Source organism: Bacillus sp. FSL L8-0199 (assembly GCF_038005705.1).
Lineage (GTDB): Bacteria > Bacillota > Bacilli > Bacillales > Bacillaceae_G > Bacillus_A > Bacillus_A cereus.
The window spans coordinates 1284253-1303112 of the sequence record NZ_JBBOTS010000001.1 but is presented as its reverse complement, the minus strand read 5'-3'; the positions used below and the strand labels follow the sequence as shown (position 1 = coordinate 1303112).

Here is an 18860-nt window from a genome sequence, read left to right as displayed (position 1 = left end):
AACAGAAAGGAACGATATATAACATGAAACGGATTAACATTCGTATGAGTCCTCCCCGCGTTCTTACTTTGTCTTTTATCATGTTATCAATTATAGGTACATGCTTATTAAAGCTTCCAATCGCTACAACAACGTCTATTTCATGGCTCGATGCTTTATTTACAACAGTTTCTGCCTGTACGGTTACAGGGCTTGGTGTTGTGGACACTGGAAAAGTATTTACTTTGTTTGGACAATGTGTCATTTTAACGCTTATACAAGTTGGCGGACTTGGTATTATGAGCTTTGCTGTCTTAATTGCGATTATGCTCGGCAGAAAAATCGGTCTTCAAAACCGTATTTTATTACAACAAGCATTAAATCAAACGAATATAGGCGGCGTCATCCGTCTTGCCAAAGCATTATTTTTATTCTCTTTTACAGTCGAATGTATCGCTACTTTAATTCTTTCTTTTGAGTGGGTACCAAAATACGGGGTTACCAAAGGGATCTATTATAGTTTTTTCCATTCAATCTCAGCCTTTAACAATGCTGGTTTTTCTGTGTGGAGCGATAATTTAATGTCCCATTCTCATAGCATTATTGTCAATTTCGTCATTTCCTCTCTCATCATTTTAGGTGGAATTGGTTTTACAGTGATCGTAGACATAAAAAGAAAGAAAAACTTTAAAAACCTTACACTACATTCAAAACTTATGCTCTCTTCTACTCTAATCATCAACATTATTGCTACCCTTTTTATTTTTATATTCGAGTTCCATAACTCTCTTTCTATGAGAGGTTTTACCCCATTTGAAGAAGGAATGGCCTCTTATTTCCAAGCAATTTCAACGCGAACTGCCGGGTTTAATACAGTTGATATTTCTACATTGTCAAAACCTTCCCTGCTATTAATGATGCTACTTATGTTTATTGGTGCTGGTAGTGCTTCAACGGGTGGGGGGATTAAGTTAACAACATTTTTAATCATATTTTTTGGCGTATTTAAATTTTTACAAGAACAAGAAGATATTGTCGTATTTAAAAAATCCATTAAAGATACTCTCATTGTCAAATCATTAACCATTACTATTATTTCTATTTCATTTATCTTTTTTGCTATTTTAATTTTGAGTATTACTGAACGAGTTCCTCTATTGATGAGTGCTTTCGAAGTATTTTCAGCATTTGGGACTGTTGGCCTCAGTATGAACTTAACACCCCACTTAACTATAATTGGAAAAGCGATTATTATTTTTATGATGTTTTTTGGGAAAATGGGTCCTTTAACATTGGCATTTTCATTTGCTCGTAAAAAGAACCGAAAAATAAAATATCCGAATGAAGATATTTTAACAGGTTGACAACCGTATAAATTATCCATATAATGAGAATACAATAACATATCTCCAAAGGGGAGTAGCGTCCAAGAATATATCTTGGAAACAAAGTCGTCATTACGTAGAACTTAGTTCTTCCGGCTTTGTTGGCATTTTTATTACATATGTCTAGCAAGACCTTTGCCTATTAACGGCAGAGGTCTTTTTTGCATTCATTTCCAGATTCTTCCAAAGTTAATAGGCAGGAGTATGGGGAAACTAAATAGTGGGGAAATTCTTCACTTATTTAGAAGTTATAGAGATGAGAGGAGAATGTACATGGATGTATCATTATTATTGGAGTATGGTTGGGTATTACTCATCCTAATTGCACTTGAAGGGATTTTAGCGGCTGATAACGCTCTTGTTCTTGCAATTATGGTAAAACATTTACCAGAAGAAAAACGAAAGAAAGCACTATTTTACGGATTAGCGGGGGCATTCGTTTTCCGATTTGGATCGTTATTTATGATTTCGTTCTTAGTCGATGTATGGCAAGTGCAAGCAATCGGTGCCATCTACCTTATGTTTATCGCTGGTAATCACTTATTTAAAACATATGTTAAAAAGAATACAGATGAAGAAACAGAAGAAAAAGAAGCAAAGAAAAAACAAGAGAACTTTTGGTGGACTGTATTTAAAGTTGAGGTTGCTGATATCGCCTTCGCAGTTGATTCAATTTTAGCTGCTGTTGCACTAGCAATGACTTTACCAAAAACAGGACTAGGTACAATTGGTAGTCTTGATACTGGACAATTCGTTGTTATCTTTGTAGGTGGACTTATCGGATTAATCATTATGCGATTTGCAGCAACTGCTTTCGTACAAATCTTAAAACGTAAACCAGGGCTTGAAACTGCAGCATTCTTAATTGTAGGTTGGGTTGGTGTGAAGCTAGCAGTTTATACGTTAGCACACCCTGCATTAAATGTAATTCCACATTCATTCCCAGAATCCACTCCGTGGAAGCTTACATTCTGGATTGTATTAGTCGGAATCGCAGTTGGTGGTTGGTTCTTCTCAAAAGAAGTAGAAGTAAAAGTGGAAAAGAATTTAGACGAAAAAGCGCTGTAATTACAGCGCTTTTTCTTTTTCCTTTCTTCCTCGCAATGTCCAGAAAAAATTCCATTATACTACCTTTTGTAAACGTTTTCTTAATGTATGTATGTCCTTTTTGTGAAACATTGCACAAACTCATTGAAAGTAGGAACAATTCCATGTACTTTATTCATATAAGGAGTATTTATAGAAGATTTACTAAAGGAGCGTATTACTCATGCTAGAACAAGGACTAGATTATGTTGTCAAACTGGCTAAAAGCAAAAAGAAAATACTAGATACAAACCCAATGCAATATTTCATTCGTGCTGCACTTGCGGGGATTTATATCGGTTTTATTATTGTACTATGTTTTAAATTAGGTAACTTTTTTCACATTGCAGATTCACCAGCAACTTATTTATCTGCCTCTATGTTTTTCGGGATTGCTCTCGTACTTATTATATATGGCGGTGCTGAATTGTTTACTGGAAACACAATGTACTTTACTGTAGCAACTTTAAGAAAAGAAACAACGATTTCTGATACACTTCGTAACTGGGTTGCTTGTTATGCAGGTAACTTAGCCGGCGCATTATTCTTTGCCTTACTATTTTACGCAACTGGAATTTTTGAAGCAATTGATCACGGTCACTTAATGAGTAAAGTCGTTGAAGGAAAGATGAATACACCTACAATGCAGTTATTCTTTAAAGCCATTTTATGTAACTGGCTCGTATGTCTTGCTTGCTTCTTACCTTCTCAGGTTAAAGGTGACACAGCAAAAATAATGGTCATGATGCTACTTGTTTTCACATTCTTCTTATCTGGTTACGAACATAGTATTGCAAACTTATCACTCTTTGCTTTATCTTTAGTTTCACCGCATCCTGAGACAATTTCTTTTTCAGGTGCTATTCATAACTTAATTCCTGTTACAATTGGTAACATTATTGGCGGATCAGTATTTGTCGGTATGGTATACCACTACTTAACAAAGAAAACGCCTGAAGTTCAACAGGAAGAAACTGAAATCGCAACAGCTCAACAAGAAGAGATTATTCCTTTACAAGCCCATATGAAGCATTAAAAACTCCAAAGTTTTACTTTGGAGTTTTTAGCTTCCCACGTATTTAACAACAAGGTGAGGAGTAATTTCTCCTTCTTCCTTTCCCTTATCCATTCTCTGTTTCATCTTGTGCATACCGATAACATCATTCGTATGAAAGTGAATTTCATTTACATATAGCCCCTCTGTACAAAAAGCTTCTACAAAATCCAGTCCATTTTTCGCTCCCCATCCCATATTAAAATCAAGAGAAAGAATATTCACATCATAATCCCGAACCATTTGCAAAGCACATTCTACTGTAGTTGCGGGCACATACCCGAACGGGCAACTTCTTTGATCATCCATATATACGTTCATTTTCGATTCCCTCTCTAATTTGAATATGCGGCCAATACATAACATATTGCCCCGAGACTAATAAAAGGACCAAATGGAATTGGCTTTCGTACTTCTATACGTTTTAATCCGATACCAATCCCGAAAAAACAAAGACTAAAACAAGATGCTAAAAATAAAACGATAAAAACTCCTTTCACTCCTACTATAAATCCAAGTAACGAAAGTAGTTTTATATCTCCTCCGCCAAGCCCTTCTGGATATATCTTTTGCATGCAATATAACAAAATAAATATAACACCACTACCAGCTATACTATCTGTCCAAGTAACTAATTGTACAAAAACACTTTCGAGAATGAGTAAAAAGGCAAACGAAATTAAAATACAATCAGGAATTAACATATATAAGTAATCTGTAACTGAAATAATAAGAAGTAGCGAAAAAAGGGATAAAATAATAATAAGCTCTCGTTCTATTCCAATCATATACACTGTAAGAAGAAATATACCTCCTGTTATACATTCAAATGCTACATACATAATTGGAATTTTCCTCTTACAATTCGTACAACAGCCTCTTTGTATATAAAATGAAATGATAGGGATTAGTTCTTTTGTCCTTAGCACATATTTGCAATAATCACAATGTGAACGCGGGGTAATAATAGAAGCACCTAATGGAACCCTCATCGCAACTAGCATAAAAAAAGAACCAAACACCATCCCTGCTAACAGTGCATATAAATAAGTGAACATCCCTTCCTCTCCTTTCCCAAAAAACATAGCAAAAAAAGGAGAGAACTTCTACTTCATATTATCCTTTATTCTACTAAAAAGCAGGCCATTTCCTGGCCTGCTTTCCCCTCTTTTATACGATGAAATAAACTGCTTTTAATGGTCCATGTACTCCGACAACAAGATTCATCTCGATGTCAGCCGAGTTACTTGGCCCTGTAATAAAGTTAATACAAGATGCCGCTGTCTCCCCATTTTCTACGCGTGAGTTCATATCCTGAACTGCTTGTGTAATACGAGGCACAAGTGTTTCACGTGGAATAATAGCAAAATATACAGTCGGTAAAAAGTGTAAAGAACGCCCTTGACCTTTATGACTTTGTACAACAATTGTACCAGATTCAGCTAATGTATAATCACTAAATGCAATACCAATATTCGCTTTTTCAGCTAAACGCATATTTTCGTCTTTTCTCTCTGGATCCCATACATTTACTTCAACATCTCGCTTTGGAAGTTCTTCTTTAAATAAAGATGTTAAACCATATGCATCAAAACGCGCATCTGCTGATAATAAAATAGGTCCCCCGCCGTTTTCCATGATTACTTTTTGAAGGTCTTCACCTAAACGGTCGTTTGTCGTTTCTACTACAGTTGTATGAATGTTTGTACATTGCTCTTTAAACACTTCTAGTAATTCTTCTTGTGAATAATCTTTTAACGTTTCTATATTCACATTACTTTTCCATACTGGACGCTCTACGCCTTCTGTTTTACGCGCGCGCCCAAGTTCTTTTGCAATGTTATCTAGAAAGGCATCACGGTTTTGAATTAATCCTGTCATTATTTATCCCCGCCTTTCTTATGATCTTTATACCAATCACGGAATCGTTCTTTACTTGGAGCTGGGAATTCACGAATATCCGTCCAGTTTTTAAGTGGTCCAACACCTTTTGATACACGATTACCAGATGTAAATGGACTCATTGCCGCTGGTGCCATTTTTGAACCCATTTTATATAAAGCAGCTGAAGAAGCACCCATACTAAACATTTTCATAGCCAGTTTTTCTGCAAGTGGTGCACGACCTTCTTGCTCAACGATGACTTGACGATGTTTTAATAATAAATCATGCAATGGAATTTTTACTGGACAAGCTTCTGTACATGCTCCGCATAAACTAGATGCATAAGGAAGCTCTTTGTAATCATCATATCCACCTAGAAGCGGTGTTAATACCGCACCGATTGGTCCTGAGTAAATCGATCCATATGAATGTCCACCAACGTGACGATATACAGGACATACATTAACACAAGCAGCGCAACGAATACATTGTAATACTGAACGGAATTCAGATCCAAGAATTTGAGAGCGACCATTATCAACAACAACTAAATGAAATTCTTCAGGTCCATCAACTTCCTCTTCTTGAATTGGCCCCGCTACTGTTACATAACTTGTTAATTTTTGACCTACTGCACTACGACATAGTAAACCAACTAAAACATCTAATTCTTCCATTGTCGGAACCATACGTTCCATACCCATTACCGCTATTTGTGTTTTAGGAATTGACATAACAAGATCTGCATTACCTTCATTCGTTACTAAACAAAGAGAGCCAGTATTTGCAACAGCAAAGTTACAACCAGTTACACCAATTTCTGCATCCATAAATTTCTCACGAAGTTGTTTACGAACAAACTTTGTCATTTCATACGGGTCATCAGAATTTTCATAGCCTAGCTTTTCTTTAAATACATCGCGAATTTGCGTTCTATTTTTATGAAGTGCAGGTGCAATAATATGTGAAGGTGGATCGTTATCTACTTGCAAGATATACTCTCCTAAGTCACTCTCTAACACTTCACAGCCAATCTCTTCAAGCGCATGGTTCATACTAATTTCTTCTGTTACCATCGACTTTGATTTTACTACCTTTTTTGCCTGCTTCTTTTTTGCAACGTCTTGAATATACTTTGCTGCTTCCTCTTTCGTTTTCGCAAAGTACACGTGTCCGCCTCTTTTTGATACATTTTCACTTAACTGCATTAAGTAATAATCAAGGTTTTCTAACGTATGTTGACGAATTTGTTCACCTAGTTCACGCCACTCTTCCCAGTTTCCTAGTTCATCTGCGGCTTTTACGCGATTCGTATATAAACGCGTTTGTGCAGAAGATACTGCTCCGCGCATAAACGAATCTTGAATTCCATCACCAACGCGATCATTAAATTTTTTCTCACTGATTTTCATAGACATAGCTTATGTTCCCCCTTCATGAGCGACTATTCAGTACCTCAGCAATATGCATTACTTTTACTTCTTTTCCTAAACGCTCAATACGTCCGCCAATGTTTAACAAACACCCACAATCTGCACCGATTAAATAATCTGCACCTGTTTCCATTACACTATCTACTTTTTCGTCTACCATTTGCTCAGAAATTGGAGTCATCTTAACTGAAAACGTTCCCCCAAACCCGCAACAATTTTGCACGTTTGGCAAATCTCTCACAGTTAATCCTTTTACATTTGATAATAAAATTCCTGGTGCTTCTTTTATTCCAAGCATACGTGTCATATGACATGATTTATGAATAGTAGCGACCCCTGGTAAACTTGCACCAACATCAGTAACCTTTAAAACATCCACAATAAACTGTGTAAATTCATAAGTTTTATCAGCAACTTTTTGTGCACGTTTAGCCCACTTTGGATCATCTTTGAAAACATGTGGATACTCATGAAACATTGTCGCACAAGAACCAGATGGCGTAACAATATATTCTGCATCTTCGAAAGTTTCAATCATATGTTTCATTGCTTCTTTTGCTGCTTCTACATGGCCGCTATTATAAGCAGGCTGACCACAACAAACTTGCGCTTCTGGAAATTCAATTTCACAACCTAAACGCTCCAACACTTCAACCGTTGCTTTGCCGACATTTGTTTCAAACATATCGACTAAACAAGTAACAAATAAAGTAACTTTCATAACTATTACTCCCCCTTTTTACAACTTCACCAACAAACATACGGTCATCAGATGACTTAGCAGAGAAGAAATAGGCTCAACCATGGCCTATCCTCTCCCTCTTCTAAAGAAAACGCTTACTTAATCTTTCTCTATTTTATCAGAAAATTAAATTTTTAAAAGATTAAATTACGAATTTATATCGTTTTTACCTGTGACAATATGTTCTACATTTGTTAAGTGATCTAGCATTGCTTGCTGCGCTAATTCTACATCTTGTTTTAACACCGCATCATATATAACTTGATGCTCTTCTATAAGTCGTTCTGATGTCGTTTGTTCACCATATAAAATAATGCGTCTTGATTCACCAATCGTTTCAGCAATCATCTCTGAAACATGATTCATGAGCTCAAGCAAAATGCTATTATGCGAAGACTCTGCAATTCCCATATGAAATTGAAAATCGGCTTTTTCGCCAGCCTTTTCATCTCCAATGCTCTTTGCCATTTCATCTAACCAATGTTTCATATTTTGTAAATTATCTTCCGTACGTTTTGCCGCCGCTACTCGAACTGCCCCCACTTCAAGCACCTTTCGTACTTCTAATAAATTCAAAATATCTTCTTTCTTCATTAATAATCTATTGTTTAATGATTTCGTTAATGAAGAAGAATCGAAGTTCTTCACATATGTACCTTCTCCTTGTTTCATCTCAATTAAGCCCATCGCTCTTAGCGCACTTAGCGCTTCACGAACAGCAGATCTGCCAACTTGAAACTGCTCAGCTAATTGATGCACAGGGAGTAGTTTGTCACCAGGTTTTAACGTACCATTTTTAATCATTGTTAAAATAGCTTCAGATACTTCTTCGTAAATTTTTTTCGGTTTAATAGATTTGTACTCCAGTTAAATCACCTCAGTATCTTCCAAACAACAATTGAAACGATTTATAAGAACTTTGCATCATAACTATTTTAGACCGAATTGATAAGAAGTACAAATGTTTTGTTCATAAAATAGTCAAATTTTCGATATTTATTACATATTAATTTATATTTTTACGTATAAAGTGAAACTTTAATCAGTGAGGGTCTTACTGACCAGCGAATAGCGGGATAAATATTTTCTTCAATATAAAGAACATGCCCTAAAAATTAGAACATGCCCCCCTCATCCTGTACATTCAGTTTAATAATAACCGTTGTTCCCTTATCTTTTTCACTTTCAATTTTCCACTGTCCACCATGTATATGAACAATTTGTTTCACAATAGCAAGGCCTAAACCTGTTCCACCATGTTGACGACTTCTCGCTTTATCAACTCTGTAAAAGCGTTCCCCAAGATTCTCCAAATGCTCTATATCAATGCCAATTCCTGTATCTTTTATTTTTAATTCACAGTAATCATCGATTTGCTCTAAAGTTATAACGATATTTCCTTTTTGATTTGTATATCGTATCGCATTATCTAACACATTATGAAGCACTTGTTGCATACGATCCTCATCAATCATGACAATGACCTCTGGATTTAAATTGGTTGAAATATGAATTTCCTTTTCTATAAACTTAATCTCATACGTATCTAATACGTCTTCAATCAGCTGTGAAAAAACGATAGGTTGCTTCTTTAACGGAAAGTGCTCACCTTCTAATTGTGCTAAGTCTAACAAGTCATGAACGAGACGCTGCATACGACCTGCTTCTTTATGAATTAGCTGAGTTACTTTTTCCTGCTGAGCTCCCTTTGCAACACCATCTAAAATAGCCTCGCTATACCCTTTTATATAACTAAGTGGTGTTCTAAGTTCATGCGAAACATTTGCTAAAAATTCCTTACGCTTTACATCTTCTGTTTCTAATGAATTTGCCATTTTATTAAATGCTTTTCCTAATCGTCCAATTTCATCCTCTGAAGAAACTGTAATCCGCTCCGAAAAATCTCCCGTAGCCAAATGATTTGCAACCCGCTCCATTTGCGAAAGTGGCTTCGTAATTGCAATTATAATTTTTCTTCCAACCCATATCGTAATTAAAATCATAGCAATTGCTAACGGTGCTAAAATAAGACCCATATCATAGATTAAATCTTTTATACTTTTTAAAGGAATATACGAATAGACAATTCCGACTAATTTTTTATTTTCCAATACAGGAATGACAACCCCCATAATATTACGGTCAAAATGTTCTTCATATCCTATTTTTGTCACAGTTTCCCCATCTAATAGCGTTTGCCTATCTCCTTCACTTATAAGAGAATGATGATGCACATCAAAAGGCAAACATGCGCTTAAATCACGCGGATTAGATACGAAAATAACGTCCGAACTAGATATTTGATCAAACGATCTTACTTTCTCTTCAAAAGTTGATATTCCTTCACGCTTATCATATTGAGCAGCAAGACTTTTTCCTTCCATTACTAACGAAGCTTTTAAATTATCAACGTATAACTTTTCATACGAGTATAAAGATACGAAATAAAGAAAGGACACTGTTACACATACTGCACATACTACTGTAAGCCAAAGTTTTTGTACCATCGTAAACATATGTTACACCTCAAATTTATAGCCTACACCCCAAACAGTTTGAATGTAGTTTCCACTTTCTCCAAGCTTCAAGCGCATCGTTTTCACGTGCGTATCTACTGTTCTTGTACTTCCGGCATAATCATATCCCCATACCTTTTCAAGTAATTGCTCCCGGCTAAATACTTGTCCTGTATGCTGACAAAGAAAATATAGTAAATCAAACTCTTTTACAGTAAGAGAAATCGACTCACCATTCGCCTCAATTCGTCTGCTTTTTTCATTGATAAGAATTGGTCCAAATTGAATCTCTTCTTGCTGTTCTTGCTTTGTATATCTTCTTAGTACAGCTTCCATACGGGCAACCAATTCACCAGGACTAAACGGTTTTACAATATAATCATCTGCTCCCATACGTAAGCCATTCACCCTATTCCACTCTTCACCTTTTGCGGTTAAAAATATAATCGGCACATCTGACGTTTTTCTAATTTCTTTACAAACTGAAAGTCCATCCATTTCTGGCATCATTATATCTAATACAACGAAATCATAATGATCCGTTTCTAGTTTTTTAAGAGCCTCTTTTCCATTTTCAGCTTCTCCCCACTCATATCCAAAGTTATCCAAATACATTCCAACAAGCTGTCTCATATCACTTTCATCATCTACAACTAGCACTCTATATTTATTCATTGTCCTTCCCTTCCCTCTCTATGAGTTGAAACGGTCCTTTTCCGACTTTAATTGTTTGTTTTATTTTCATACTCTTCATATCCATGACGCACACTTCATCACTATCATAACTTGCTACATATCCTTCTGCTCCGCTTTTCAAAAATGCAAATGGATTTGAGCCTATTTCAACGGAAGCTACCTCTTTATACGTACTAATATCAAATTTTCTAAGCATATTCGAACCGTGGCTTAATGCATATATGTACTTATTATCTTTCGTTATGTTCACAGGCATAAATGGAGCGTGTAAAGAACGTACCATTTCACCGCTCTGTAAAGAATACACTAATACTTTCTCATTCACTTGATTTCCATCACCATGCCCGCCAATCCATATTTCTTTCCCATCAGGACTAATCGTCGCTCCTGTTGATGCTGGCGGAATCATAAAGGATTGAACAACTTCTTTTTTCTTCGTATCAATTGTCGTTAGTTTCGTATCATAAAAGTTTAGTACAGATAACCGATTCTGATACTCTACCATCGTTATAGGCCCTTTTCCTGTTGAAACATTTCCTGTCTCTTTCCCATTTATCGTAAAGAACCTTACCTTTTGAACATTTTGATCAGCAGCAAATAATTGTTTTTTATCTGCTGATACGACCACATTTACAATGCCCTTTCCAGTTTTATATTTTTCCACTTGCCTTCCTTCCGCTAGTGAATATACATACATATATTCTAATTGCTTACCGTATACAAGTATTTCATCGCCATTTGGAAGCAGTGTGATTCCGGCCATTGGCTCATTTAGTTCCCATGTCGTAATTAACTTTTTATCTTTTTTATCAATAAAACTAATACTGCCTTCTTTTATATTCGTAGTTATAATAACATTTTTATCTTTAGCAATTGGTGTATATGAACTTCCTTGACACCCTACTAATAGAAATAAAAAACAGAGAAGAAAAACATACTTTCTCAAAAGATTCCCTCCATCTTCAGATGATTTCGTTATAATTGTAAAATAACAAATAAATGTGTGGAAAGTGTGAAATTTCCCTTTCTTACTCAATTTACATATATAATGTACAACAAATAGAATTTGAGGTGTGTCAATTATGCTATTTCCTGATTTAGCGAATAAAATTGTACGAGAAGTACGCAGACTAATTACAGAAAATATAATTATCATTAATATAGAAGGCGTTATTATCGCAAGTACAGATACAGAAAGAATTGGCCAATTTCATGAAGGTGCACTCCGCTGCGCTAAACAAAAGAAAACCGTCATCATTACAAAAGAAGATGAAAGGCGATTGCAAGGTGTAAAGGCTGGGATGAATCTTCCTCTATTATTTCATGATGAAGTAATTGGTGTCATTGGGATTACCGGAGAACCTGAAAATATTTCACGCTACGGAGAAATATTGCGTAAGATGACCGAATTATTAATTCATGAAAACTACTTTTTAGAGCAATTAGAACTTGAGCACCGTTCTTATGAAGCTTTTGTCTTTGATTGGCTTCAAAATACAGAGTGGTCCCCGAGTTTTCTTGATCGTGCCAAAACACTTGGCATTGATTTATATAAGAAAAAACAACTTGTTTTGTTTTCTATTGGCAAAAATGACACAATGCTCCAGCGTAAAATATGGCAACATGTACGAAATATTTTAACAAAAGAGCATCTATTTGTTCGCTGGGGAAATGATCGTTTTATTTTATTTACAGCGATGAGCTCCAAAGAACAAACTTATCAGTTTTTAAAACGGTTAAAACAAGACTGCGAAGCTTTATTTTCTATTCCTTTATATATCGGGATTGGGCAAACAGTTACCCCAAACAATATGAACATATGTTACGAACAAGCATTACGTGCTCTTTCTGTATCATTGGAAACGAAAAAAATTGTATTTAATGAAGATTTACGTTTAGAAATGTGTTTACAAGATATTTCTGCCAAAACGCGTGAACAATTTCTAGAGCGTACCATCGAAAGCTTACTATCATCTCCTGAGCTTATGCACACTTTACGCTTATTTATCGATTATAACCAATCTTATAAACAGACAGCTAAACAATTACATATACACATTAACACCTTACATTATAGGCTAAAAAAGATTGAAGAACATACAGGACTTGATCCAAAACAATTCAAAGACTTAAACGTTTTATACTTCGCACTCCTCCTATTAGATAATCATACAAAAAAGAACGATAAAACAGATTAATCTTTAGATGATTATACATAGAAAGAATCCCTCGACTTTTTTATCATTATAATGAAAGCACTGTTACCACGTTGTTTATTATAACTAAACACGTTAACAGTTTGAGGGGGATTTCCAATGTTAGAAAAACAAATTATTCATTCATTCGTATCTATTGTTGGCGAAGATAATGTAGATACATCCAATATGGGGCGTTTAACTTATAGTTATGATGCCACTCCAAACTTCCAAGCAATGCCTGATGCAGTCATTGCTCCTCGTAATACAAATGAAGTAGCTGAAGTGTTAAAAGTATGTAACACTCACAAAATTCCTGTGTATGTGCGCGGGTCTGGAACAAATCTTTGCGCAGGAACATGTCCACTTGAAGGCGGTATCGTCCTTATTTTCCGCCATATGAACAATATTTTAGAAATTGATGAAGAAAACTTAACAATTACTGTACAAGCTGGTGTCATTACACTTGATATTATTAAAGCGGTAGAAGAAAAAGGTTTATTTTATCCACCAGATCCAAGCTCGATGAAAATTTCTACAATCGGCGGTAATATTAATGAAAACTCAGGTGGATTACGCGGTTTGAAATATGGCGTAACACGTGATTATGTAATGGGGCTTGAACTTGTCTTACCAAATGGTGATATTATTCGCACTGGTGGTAAATTAGCAAAAGATGTAGCTGGTTACGATTTAACTCGTTTATTTATCGGTTCTGAAGGAACACTTGGCGTGGTAACAGAAGCCATATTAAAACTTGTTCCTATGCCTGAAACAAAGAAAACAATGCTTGCATTATATGAAGATATTAATGAAGCTGCACGTGCTGTTTCTTCTATTATTGCAAATAAAATCATTCCAGCAACACTGGAGTTTTTAGACCAACCGACAATTGAAGTAGTAGAAGAGTTTGCACAAATCGGTTTACCTACAGATGTAAAAGCAATTTTATTAATCGAACAAGACGGTCCACCCGAAGTAGTCAATCGAGATATTGAAAAAATGGCTAACATTTGTCACTCTATGAATGCAGTTGATGTTCGCGTTGCAAAAGATGAGACGGAAGCAGATGCGCTTCGTACCGCTCGCCGTAGTGCCCTATCAGCGCTCGCACGATTAAAACCTACTACAATATTAGAAGATGCAACTGTACCACGTTCACAAATAGCTCCAATGGTTGAAGCAATTAATACCATTGCAAAAAAATATAATATTCCTATTTGTACGTTTGGACACGCTGGTGATGGTAACTTACATCCAACTTGTATGACAGACGCTCGTAATGCAGAAGAAATGCACCGAGCTGAACAAGCTTTTGCTGAAATATTTGCGAAAGCAATTGAACTTGGTGGCACAATTACTGGTGAACATGGTGTTGGTGCGATGAAAGCTCCATATTTAGAAATGAAATTAGGTAAAGAAGGTATTGCAGCTATGCAAGGAATAAAGCAAGCTTTCGATCCAAATAACATTATGAATCCTGGAAAAATGTTCGCGAAAGACACCCGAAAAAGAGTGGTGGTTGAGCGATGACGACATTGAATAAAGAAAATATTCAAAAAGAATTTAAAGAACGATTAAGTGAAGATGAATTACTAAACTGTATGCGATGCGGTTTTTGTTTACCTACTTGTCCTACCTACATTCAATCCGGATATAAAGAATCACATTCACCGCGCGGACGTATCGCATTAATGAAAGCTGTCGTTGATGGTTTAATCGAACCAGATGAAGATGTTGAGAATACATTAAACGTTTGTCTTGGTTGCCGTGCTTGTGAGCCTGTTTGTCCATCTGGTGTAAATTATGGGCATTTATTAGAAGAAGCTCGTGATATTATTAATCAAAATAAAAAATTCTCGGTGCCAGTGAAAGCTGTTCGAAAAGTCGTTTTTGAAGGATTATTCCCCCATCAAAATCGAATGAGAACATTAACTGGACTAATCGGATTTTATCAACGTTCTGGTTTACAAACGCTAACACATAAAACAGGGATTATGAAGTTATTCCCCGAAACACTTGCAACGATGGATCTCATTTTACCAAAAGTCCCTAAAATGAAAGCGATGAAAGATCGTCCTTCATTTTTACCTGCAGAAAGTACAAAGAAAAAACAAGTTGCATTCTTCACAGGCTGCTTAATGGATACGATGTTTTTAGAAACAAATAACGCAACGATGAAACTTCTTCAATTAGCTGGTTGTGATATCGTTATTCCGAAAACACAAAGTTGCTGCGGTGCATTGCATGGACATGCTGGTGAAAAGAGTGGAGCAAAAGAATTAGCAAAGCGCAATATAAAAGCATTCGAAGACTTAAACATCGACTATATTATTACGAATGCAGGTGGTTGCGGAGCTTACCTCGTAGACTATGATTATCTTTTAAAGGATGATCCGGATTGGGCTGAACGTGCTAAGCAGTTTGTTTCTAAGATTAAAGATATTACTGCTATACTAGTAGAACTAGACTTCCATAAGCGAACTGACTTACGACTCACGCCGCAAGTTATTACGTATCAAGACTCTTGTCATTTACGCAATGTTATGCGCACATCTTCTGAACCTCGTATGTTACTAGAGGCTATCCAAGGTGCAACATATCGAGAAATGAAAGATGCCGATCGTTGCTGTGGCTCTGCTGGTATTTACAATATTGTTCATTCAGAGTTATCAATGGAATTTCTAGATTACAAAATGGACCGTGTGCATGAAACAGAAGCAGCAACCATTGTTACTGCAAATCCGGGTTGTTTATTACAAATGAAATTGGGTATTGAGCGAGAAGGGCTTTCTCATAAGATGAGAGGAATTCACATTGTGGATTTATTATTAGAAGCAATTGAAACTAACTCGTAATAACTCGTAACATACGTAATAATAGGAAAACGGCTATCTCCTTCGTCTATGTAAAGAGATAGCCGCTTTTTTGTCTGCTACAACATTAAAAATATGTTACTTTATTATAAAAAAGAACAACAGAAACATTACAGTTTTGTAAAAATCAATCCATTATATTCCTCAAAAAATCGCTCAAACCATTGATACAATAGGATTCTTCATTTTCTATTTAGGTAACTTTATCCAAAAATCCCCTCTTAAAACCAAGTATAAAAACACTATAAATTCCTTTTATACTCTATATTTCTCTTATTTTTGCTCCCTTCTTCTCTTAGGATAAATTAGGTAATTTTAAAGTCTATGAATTTTTTTCCATCTTTTTTCTCGCAAATTGTATGCTACGATGAATTTGTCAGTCAGACAGGCTGTCAAAAACAAATCGTGTGAAAACAAATTAAAACTTTATATAGGGGGACACACATCATGAAAAAGCGTGTTTTATTATCTGTAGCTGCTGCAACAGCTCTTACTTTAGGAGTATCTTCTCTAGATGCACAAGCTGCAACAGTACAACCATCTAACGTAAAGGTTCAAAATATTCAGCATTCAAAAGTGATGATGAAACAAATGAGCCAACAAGAATTACAAGCATTCTTACAATCTATGGGAGTTGAATCATTAGCACAATGGCAACAAGGAAACTTCCAACCAAACTGCTTCATTCCTGGTCAACAACCTACTGAAAATGTTGTAACTGAGCAACCAACAGCTAAGCCAGAAACTCAAAAGCCAGTTGAACAAAAACCAGCCGAGCAAAAGCCTGCTGAAGAAGTTCAAAAACCAGAAGCTCAAAAACCTGCTGAAAACAACAATACTCAAAAACCTGCTGAACAAAAACCAGCTGAGCAAAAGCCTGCTGAAGAAGCAAAATCTTTAAGCGAGTTTGAACAACGTGTTGTTGAATTAACAAACGCTGAGCGTGCAAAACAAGGCTTACCAGCACTAAAAATCGATACTGAATTAAGTAAAGTAGCACGTATTAAGTCTGAAGATATGCAAAAAAACAACTACTTTGATCATAACAGTCCTACATACGGATCTCCGTTTGATATGATGAAGAAATTTGGTATTTCTTATACATCTGCAGGTGAAAACATCGCTCAAGGCCAACGTACACCTGAAGAAGTAGTACAAGCTTGGATGAACAGCGCTGGACACCGTGCAAACATCTTAAATAACGGCTTCACTCACATCGGTGTTGGCTATGTAGAAAGCGGCAACTACTGGACACAACAATTTATTACGAAATAAATAGATTAAAAGAGTCTTCTCATGAGAAGACTCTTTTTTAAGTTTCATAGCTTTCTATTATGTATGAATAGAAAATATATAACATAAACAACATAGATCCACAGCTTATTACACTAAGCAATACATAAAATCCCCACTCTAAGTTCAAAAACAATGAAAACAATATGCCACATGCCATCACTTGAAAAATTCGTCTACTTACTAAACGAATTTTTTGTAATTTAATTGGATCTTTTTCTTTGCCTTTTATTTTCTTAAATTCTTTACTCAGCATAAAAAGAAACATACTAATCCCAATCGTTAATCCTGTTTGAAAGGATATCAACTCCCCAAAATTAATAAAGAGGATAAGCATATGAATAAACAACATAAATAACGTAATTTTCTTTATAAATCCGCCTATAATACCATGCTCTCTTTCATTAAACTTAAATATATTATGTGAAATAATATACAAAAATCCATATGAAAAAATAATAAAACAAGGAATAAATGCTACAACAACTTGTTTACTCATAAACTCGTTTGGCTCACCATTTACATTCCAATGTACTGCCATACGATTTGGTAAATAGGGATAGAGAAATAGAGTAAGTAAAAGACAAGCGAAAAATATTCCAAGTACATACTTATATTTGATCAAGTGATTCTCACCTCTCTTTTCTCTTAACGGCTTCGCTTCTTTTAGAGAAATCCCTGCAAAAATCTACTTTTTTCAAGTTAAAACTTATACTTTACGCATTTTCTTTTTGAAATTCTTTTATTTTATTATTTAACTTTGTAGGAAACGGCACATCAACTTCAATTGCTTCTTTCGTAATTGGATGCAAGAAATTTATCTTCATCGCATGCAATGCTTGACTGGACATATATTTTGTTTGTCCACCATATAATACATCCCCAACTAGTGGATTACCATTATGACTCATATGAACACGAATTTGATGTGTTCTACCCGTTTCTAATTGTAACGTTACGAAAGTCGTGTTTTGCTTCTTAAAATACTTTTCTACTTTATAATATGTGATAGCTTGGTCACCTTTTGGAGAAATACGACGCCTTGTAGCATGATGGCGATCCCTTCCGATAGCAGCATCAATCTTTCCTTGTTTCTTCTTTACTTTCCCTTCAACGAGCGCTGCGTACGTTCTTTTAATTTTTCTTTCCATTAATAGACGATCCATAATTGCACCAGCAATTCTATGCTTAGCAAACACGACACCACCTGTCGTATCTTTATCTAAACGATGAATATGACGCACCTTCGTCTCTAAACCTTGCATTTGAAAATGAAAAGCAACAAGATTTGCAAGCGTCCCGGTTCCACCTTTTTCAGCAGGGTGTGTGTCCATTTGCTCTGGTTTATTTACGATAAGTACGTGATCATCTTCGTATACTACATGTAATTCACCATATTCTGGATCTACACCGTACTCTTCCTCCGCAAACATATGGACTTGTAACTTATCGTTCTCTTTTAAAAGCTCATTCCATCTTCTTTGTTCCCCGTTAACTGTAACACCTTTTTCCATACGAAGCTGATGTAATAGCTTTTTCGGTATTTCCCATTCTACTTTTAATACCGATTCAATACTTATACCATTCCATTTAGCTGGAACGATAATTTCACACCATTCGCCCTTTTTCTTTGTTTCCATACTGTTTATCACCTTATTTCTATTGATTCTCTCATTGTAACGGAAAACACACTTTGATGCACTGCCAAAAATAGAGGACAG

The 18860-nt window shown here is 35.6% G+C and carries 18 protein-coding genes and 1 riboswitch; of the genes, 7 read left to right on the top strand and 11 right to left on the bottom strand.

Going from position 1 to position 18860, the window contains the following annotated elements:
* Positions 1-23 precede the first annotated feature (23 nt).
* The 3 genes from NST86_RS06760 to NST86_RS06750 all read left to right on the top strand — a co-directional run bounded on the left by NST86_RS06760 (position 24) and on the right by NST86_RS06750 (position 3486).
* Positions 24-1343, top strand: a complete 1320-nt coding sequence (locus NST86_RS06760) for a TrkH family potassium uptake protein (protein WP_000822339.1) — start codon at positions 24-26, stop codon at positions 1341-1343.
* A 38-nt stretch (positions 1344-1381) separates the two neighbouring features.
* Positions 1382-1555, top strand: a riboswitch (yybP-ykoY riboswitch).
* A gap of 82 nt (positions 1556-1637) precedes the next feature.
* Positions 1638-2432, top strand: a complete 795-nt coding sequence (locus tag NST86_RS06755) for a TerC family protein (RefSeq protein WP_000383326.1) — start codon at positions 1638-1640, stop codon at positions 2430-2432.
* 202 nt (positions 2433-2634) lie between these two features.
* The gene (locus NST86_RS06750) at positions 2635-3486 is read left to right on the top strand and encodes a formate/nitrite transporter family protein (protein WP_000893029.1); all 852 of its coding nucleotides are present in this window, start codon (positions 2635-2637) and stop codon (positions 3484-3486) included.
* Between the two features lie 27 nt (positions 3487-3513).
* On the opposite strand, the gene NST86_RS06745 is transcribed toward NST86_RS06750, so the two are convergent.
* From NST86_RS06745 to NST86_RS06705, 9 genes are all read right to left on the bottom strand, one after another.
* Positions 3514-3825 carry a cyclic-phosphate processing receiver domain-containing protein gene (locus tag NST86_RS06745; protein WP_001103761.1) on the bottom strand — a complete coding sequence of 104 codons (312 nt, stop codon included), beginning with the start codon at positions 3823-3825 and terminating at the stop codon, positions 3514-3516.
* Positions 3826-3839: 14 nt separating this feature from the next.
* Positions 3840-4562 carry a prepilin peptidase gene (locus NST86_RS06740; protein ID WP_000495716.1) on the bottom strand — a complete coding sequence of 241 codons (723 nt, stop codon included), beginning with the start codon at positions 4560-4562 and terminating at the stop codon, positions 3840-3842.
* A 112-nt stretch (positions 4563-4674) separates the two neighbouring features.
* Positions 4675-5385 (bottom strand): LutC/YkgG family protein, encoded by a 711-nt coding sequence (locus NST86_RS06735; protein WP_000147183.1) that lies wholly within the window; start codon positions 5383-5385, stop codon positions 4675-4677.
* Entirely contained in the window at positions 5385-6806 is a 1422-nt protein-coding gene (locus tag NST86_RS06730; RefSeq protein WP_086423853.1) for a LutB/LldF family L-lactate oxidation iron-sulfur protein, read from the bottom strand. The genes NST86_RS06735 and NST86_RS06730 overlap by 1 nt, the downstream gene beginning before the upstream one ends.
* A gap of 16 nt (positions 6807-6822) precedes the next feature.
* Positions 6823-7542, bottom strand: a complete 720-nt coding sequence (locus tag NST86_RS06725; protein WP_000869150.1) for a (Fe-S)-binding protein — start codon at positions 7540-7542, stop codon at positions 6823-6825.
* A gap of 168 nt (positions 7543-7710) precedes the next feature.
* Complete coding sequence (locus tag NST86_RS06720) at positions 7711-8400, bottom strand: FadR/GntR family transcriptional regulator (protein WP_254904472.1); 690 nt, start codon at positions 8398-8400, stop codon at positions 7711-7713.
* Positions 8401-8678: 278 nt separating this feature from the next.
* Complete coding sequence (locus tag NST86_RS06715; RefSeq protein WP_000494794.1) at positions 8679-10079, bottom strand: sensor histidine kinase; 1401 nt, start codon at positions 10077-10079, stop codon at positions 8679-8681.
* 3 nt (positions 10080-10082) lie between these two features.
* Positions 10083-10754: a response regulator transcription factor gene (locus tag NST86_RS06710; RefSeq protein WP_001046400.1), complete on the bottom strand. Its 672-nt coding sequence runs from the start codon at positions 10752-10754 to the stop codon at positions 10083-10085.
* Positions 10747-11721 (bottom strand): YncE family protein, encoded by a 975-nt coding sequence (locus NST86_RS06705; protein WP_001234145.1) that lies wholly within the window; start codon positions 11719-11721, stop codon positions 10747-10749. Before NST86_RS06705 ends, NST86_RS06710 begins: the two co-directional genes overlap by 8 nt.
* 127 nt (positions 11722-11848) lie before the next feature.
* Here NST86_RS06705 and NST86_RS06700 point away from each other — a divergent pair, with 127 nt between their 5' ends.
* The 4 genes from NST86_RS06700 (at position 11849) to NST86_RS06685 (ending at position 17121) form a co-directional block, all read left to right on the top strand.
* Positions 11849-12973 (top strand): CdaR family transcriptional regulator, encoded by a 1125-nt coding sequence (locus NST86_RS06700; protein WP_136986210.1) that lies wholly within the window; start codon positions 11849-11851, stop codon positions 12971-12973.
* A gap of 117 nt (positions 12974-13090) precedes the next feature.
* Positions 13091-14503: a glycolate oxidase subunit GlcD gene (gene glcD / locus NST86_RS06695; protein WP_000890753.1), complete on the top strand. Its 1413-nt coding sequence runs from the start codon at positions 13091-13093 to the stop codon at positions 14501-14503.
* The gene (locus NST86_RS06690; RefSeq protein ID WP_086423851.1) at positions 14500-15828 is read left to right on the top strand and encodes a (Fe-S)-binding protein; all 1329 of its coding nucleotides are present in this window, start codon (positions 14500-14502) and stop codon (positions 15826-15828) included. Before glcD ends, NST86_RS06690 begins: the two co-directional genes overlap by 4 nt.
* 465 nt (positions 15829-16293) lie before the next feature.
* The gene (locus NST86_RS06685; protein ID WP_000747596.1) at positions 16294-17121 is read left to right on the top strand and encodes a CAP domain-containing protein; all 828 of its coding nucleotides are present in this window, start codon (positions 16294-16296) and stop codon (positions 17119-17121) included.
* Between the two features lie 37 nt (positions 17122-17158).
* Here the strand turns inward: NST86_RS06685 and NST86_RS06680 are convergent, their stop codons facing one another.
* A complete protein-coding gene (locus NST86_RS06680; RefSeq protein ID WP_000598996.1) occupies positions 17159-17764 on the bottom strand; it encodes a DUF1648 domain-containing protein in 606 nt (201 codons plus the stop codon).
* A gap of 91 nt (positions 17765-17855) precedes the next feature.
* A complete protein-coding gene (locus tag NST86_RS06675) occupies positions 17856-18779 on the bottom strand; it encodes an RluA family pseudouridine synthase (protein WP_000448321.1) in 924 nt (307 codons plus the stop codon).
* Positions 18780-18860: the final 81 nt, after the last annotated feature.